General features: G+C 63.4%; 6 protein-coding genes. 3 read left to right on the forward strand and 3 right to left on the reverse strand.

All coding sequences use genetic code 11. The features are described 5' to 3' along the window. Together AHiyo1_RS13730 and AHiyo1_RS13735 are read right to left on the reverse strand one after the other, a co-directional pair. The coding region (locus tag AHiyo1_RS13730) for an aldo/keto reductase (RefSeq protein ID WP_148667597.1) at positions 1–239 on the reverse strand (239 nt) is incomplete at its 3' end. Between the two features lie 8 nt (positions 240–247). Continuing rightward, positions 248–1,120, reverse strand: coding sequence for an NAD-dependent epimerase/dehydratase family protein (locus AHiyo1_RS13735; RefSeq protein ID WP_059388935.1), 873 nt, complete (start codon positions 1,118–1,120; stop codon positions 248–250). A 392-nt stretch (positions 1,121–1,512) separates the two neighbouring features. Between AHiyo1_RS13735 and AHiyo1_RS13740 the strand changes: the two genes are divergently transcribed. From AHiyo1_RS13740 to arfB, 3 genes are read left to right on the forward strand one after another with little or no spacing between them, the layout of a single operon-like run. Continuing rightward, positions 1,513–1,767, forward strand: a complete 255-nt coding sequence (locus AHiyo1_RS13740) for a hypothetical protein (protein ID WP_059388936.1) — start codon at positions 1,513–1,515, stop codon at positions 1,765–1,767. Positions 1,768–1,812: 45 nt separating this feature from the next. Beyond that, the gene (locus tag AHiyo1_RS13745) at positions 1,813–2,397 is read left to right on the forward strand and encodes an HhH-GPD-type base excision DNA repair protein (protein WP_059388937.1); all 585 of its coding nucleotides are present in this window, start codon (positions 1,813–1,815) and stop codon (positions 2,395–2,397) included. A 51-nt stretch (positions 2,398–2,448) separates the two neighbouring features. Continuing rightward, positions 2,449–2,871, forward strand: coding sequence for an alternative ribosome rescue aminoacyl-tRNA hydrolase ArfB (arfB, locus tag AHiyo1_RS13750; RefSeq protein WP_059388938.1), 423 nt, complete (start codon positions 2,449–2,451; stop codon positions 2,869–2,871). Between the two features lie 5 nt (positions 2,872–2,876). On the opposite strand, the gene AHiyo1_RS25590 is transcribed toward arfB, so the two are convergent. Further along, positions 2,877–3,079: hypothetical protein (locus tag AHiyo1_RS25590; RefSeq protein ID WP_216363203.1), on the reverse strand; the 203-nt coding region annotated here is incomplete at its 5' end.

The following is a 3,079-nucleotide window of genomic DNA, read 5'->3' on the forward strand; positions in this document are numbered from 1 at the left end:
GTGGCCAGCACCACGCGGTCCCGCGCATCGGGCCGTTCGGCCAGCCAGCGGCCGATGATCTCCTCCGATACTCCGGCGCTGTAGACGTCTGCGGTGTCGATGAAGTTGCCACCGGCCGCAACGTAGCTATCCAGGATGTCGCGGGACGTTTCCTCGGTGGCCTCGGCCCCGAATGTCATGGTTCCCAGCGCGTAGTTCGACACCACGGCGCCGCTGTTGCCCAAAGTGCGGTATCGCATCATGTTCCTCAATCCTCGACGGGGGTGGTGCGGTTCGAATGGTAGGTGCGCCAGGTGTGTTCGGGCTGGAAGCCCAGCAGTCGCCTGGCCTTGTCGATGGACAGCATGGTCTCGTGCTCTCCCAGTTCCTTGATCACCTTGACGCCGGGGAATACCTCCGCAGCCAGGCTCGCACTCGACCGGCGCATGACGGTGTCCGCGTTGGCGATGATGAATGCTTCGAACCCCGGCTTGCCGTTCTCAAGGGCCCGCGCCACGGCCTGCGCGCCGTCCCGGCCGTCGATGTAACCCCACAGGTTCCACTTACGCAGCGTGGCGTCGGAGTCGAAGGATGGAAACCGTTCGTAGTCTTCCACGTCCATGACATTGGAGAACCGGAGTCCCACGATGCTGAGCTCAGGGTCCCAGCGAGTCAACTCGATGGCCATCTGCTCTTCCAAATGCTTCACCAGCGAATAGGTGCTTTCGGGCCGCGCCGGGTATTCCTCATCCGCCGGAATGTAGGGAGGGTCGACGTCGAACGGCAGGCCCAGCACCGTCTCACTTGAGGCGTAGACGACCTTCTTGATGCCGGCCCGGCGGGCCGCCTGGAACACGTTGTACGTGGAGAGCATGTTGTTCTCGAACGTCGCAGCATCCGGGATAATGCCGGGTGCTGGAATGGCCCCGAGATGCACCACGGCATCGAAGCCGCTGTGCCGGTCGTCCAGCCCCAGGAACACATCCAGCACTTGGCCATAGTCACGCAGGTCGACGATCGCCAGACCCGGGCTCCTTTCGCCCGCACGGTCCAGGTTCAACACCTGATGCCCGTCCCCGCTAAGCCGGCGCACCACGTGCCGGCCCAGTTTTCCGCTTCCACCCGTCACTGCAATTCTCATCAGTACTCCCTCGATACGGCTTGGTGGTCTCACATCGACACTAGGGCAGAAGCCGGCTCCTGCGCATGGCCCTCCTGGTCCTAGGAACGTCAGGCACCCGCTGACACGTGAGGTGGTCCACCGATGGTGCGACCACGGGATTTTGCCGACACGCCAGACTTTTCGGCATTTCACCTTGTGCCCGGGCCGCCGATCATCCACACTGGCTACAGATCCGCAGGAAGATGCTTCCGCCGATCAAGCCCGCCGGACTCTACGGCCGTCAACCGCCCCATCACAGAATGCCGGGCAACCCCTCTCGAACCACCGCTTTCCGCCTCGCCGGGTGCGCCCGGCCCTGGAAGCCCGCGAGCGCCGAGAGCCCCGGTACTTCCGCCGAGAAAGAGACCACAATGATCAAACGCCACTCGGACGTCGTCCTGGAAGTCACCGCCCACGACCCCGACACCATCGAAAACGACCTGAACACCGCCGTCGAAATCGCCCGCGAACATGCCGTCAAGGAGAGCCGTCACGGCATCCTCGTCACGCAGCATGGGTTCACCAGGTACACCGTCGCCATCAGCCGGGACGTTCCCTTCGGGCAGACACTCGAACGACGCGAATTGCCGGCGAGCCCGCTGGCAAAGACCGAATCGGGCTCGTGAGCACGCCACCATGACGCGATTCGAAGCAGGTGGGAGGATGGGCGCATGGAACTGCACATTACTGGCGACCCCGCCGCCGACCAATTGCTCAGCGATGACGCGTTCGCACTTCTCATCGGCATGTTGCTGGACCAACAGGTGACCATGGAGTCGGCGTTCGCCGGACCCGAAAAGATCCGGACGCGCATCGGATCCGTGTCCCCTGCCACAATCGCCGAATATGACCCGGATGGCTTCGTCGACGTCTTCAAGGAACGGCCGTCCGTCCACCGTTTCCCAGGCTCGATGGCCAGCCGCGTCCAGGATCTAGCCGCAGTTGTTCAGCGCGATTGGAACGGAGACGCAACCGCCATCTGGACCCGGGACGAGCCTGACGGCCAGGAAGTGCTCAGCAGGTTGAAAGGGTTGCCCGGCTTCGGAGAGCAAAAGGCAAAGATCTTTCTGGCACTGCTCGGCAAGCAGCGCGGACTCCAAGCGCCAGGTTGGCGTGAGGCTGCGGGCGCCTACGGCCAGAAGAACGCATTTCTTTCTGTCGCCGACATCGTGGATCCGGAGTCGCTGAGAAGAGTCCGCGCCAACAAACAGGCTGCCAAGGCCGCGATCAAAGCAGCGAAGGCATCCGGGAGCTGAGAGATACGCGGCGGGGATTTGTTCCCGCCAATATCGTGAAACGCTTACGGCATGGATCTCGAAGTGTCGCCCGCGCTCACGATTCCGACGTCGGAGCTTGGCTGGCGGTTCTCACGCTCGTCAGGGCCAGGCGGTCAACACGTCAACACCTCGGACAGCCGCGTCGAACTGTCATGGGATGTCGCCGGCTCCGCGGCGCTTTCCGATGACCAACGGCAGCAGCTCGTCACGCGTCTTGGACCACGCCTCATCGCCGGGGTGATCACCGTGACCGCCTCCGAGCAGCGGTCGCAATTGCGCAATCGTGAGATTGCCCTGGCCAAGCTCTCCCGCCTCGTGGCGGAGGGGCTTGCTCCCGAGCCTGCTGCCCGCCGGGCGAGCAAACCCACCCGGAGCTCGAAGCGCCGGCACCGGGTCACAAAGGAACACCGGGCGGCGACGAAACAACAACGAAAACGACCGTCCGCCGATTAACTGGCTTAGCGAATCCCGCTGTCAACAACCAGTGTGATGTGAACGGGGGTCTCCGAGATGACTACCGGCTCGGTCGCAGTCGAAACGTAACCGCCGACGTTGCTCGCTTTGATGACGTAACTGCCGTCAGGCAGTGTGAGATGGAAGGCTCCGGTTCCATCGGTCCGCGTCGAGCCCCGGACAGCTTCTCCGTCCAGGGCGACAACCG

Source organism: Arthrobacter sp. Hiyo1 (assembly GCF_001263615.2).
In the GTDB taxonomy this organism is placed as follows: domain Bacteria; phylum Actinomycetota; class Actinomycetes; order Actinomycetales; family Micrococcaceae; genus Arthrobacter.

What these genes read in the sequence shown, in the direction of transcription:
- AHiyo1_RS13740 (WP_059388936.1), top strand. Translation starts at nt 1,513, where the DNA reads ATGATCAAACGCCACTCGGACGTCGTCCTGGAAGTCACCGCCCACGAC.
- arfB (WP_059388938.1), top strand. Translation starts at nt 2,449, where the DNA reads ATGGATCTCGAAGTGTCGCCCGCGCTCACGATTCCGACGTCGGAGCTT.
- AHiyo1_RS13745 (WP_059388937.1), top strand. Translation starts at nt 1,813, where the DNA reads ATGGAACTGCACATTACTGGCGACCCCGCCGCCGACCAATTGCTCAGC.
- AHiyo1_RS13735 (WP_059388935.1), bottom strand. Translation starts at nt 1,120, where the DNA reads ATGAGAATTGCAGTGACGGGTGGAAGCGGAAAACTGGGCCGGCACGTG.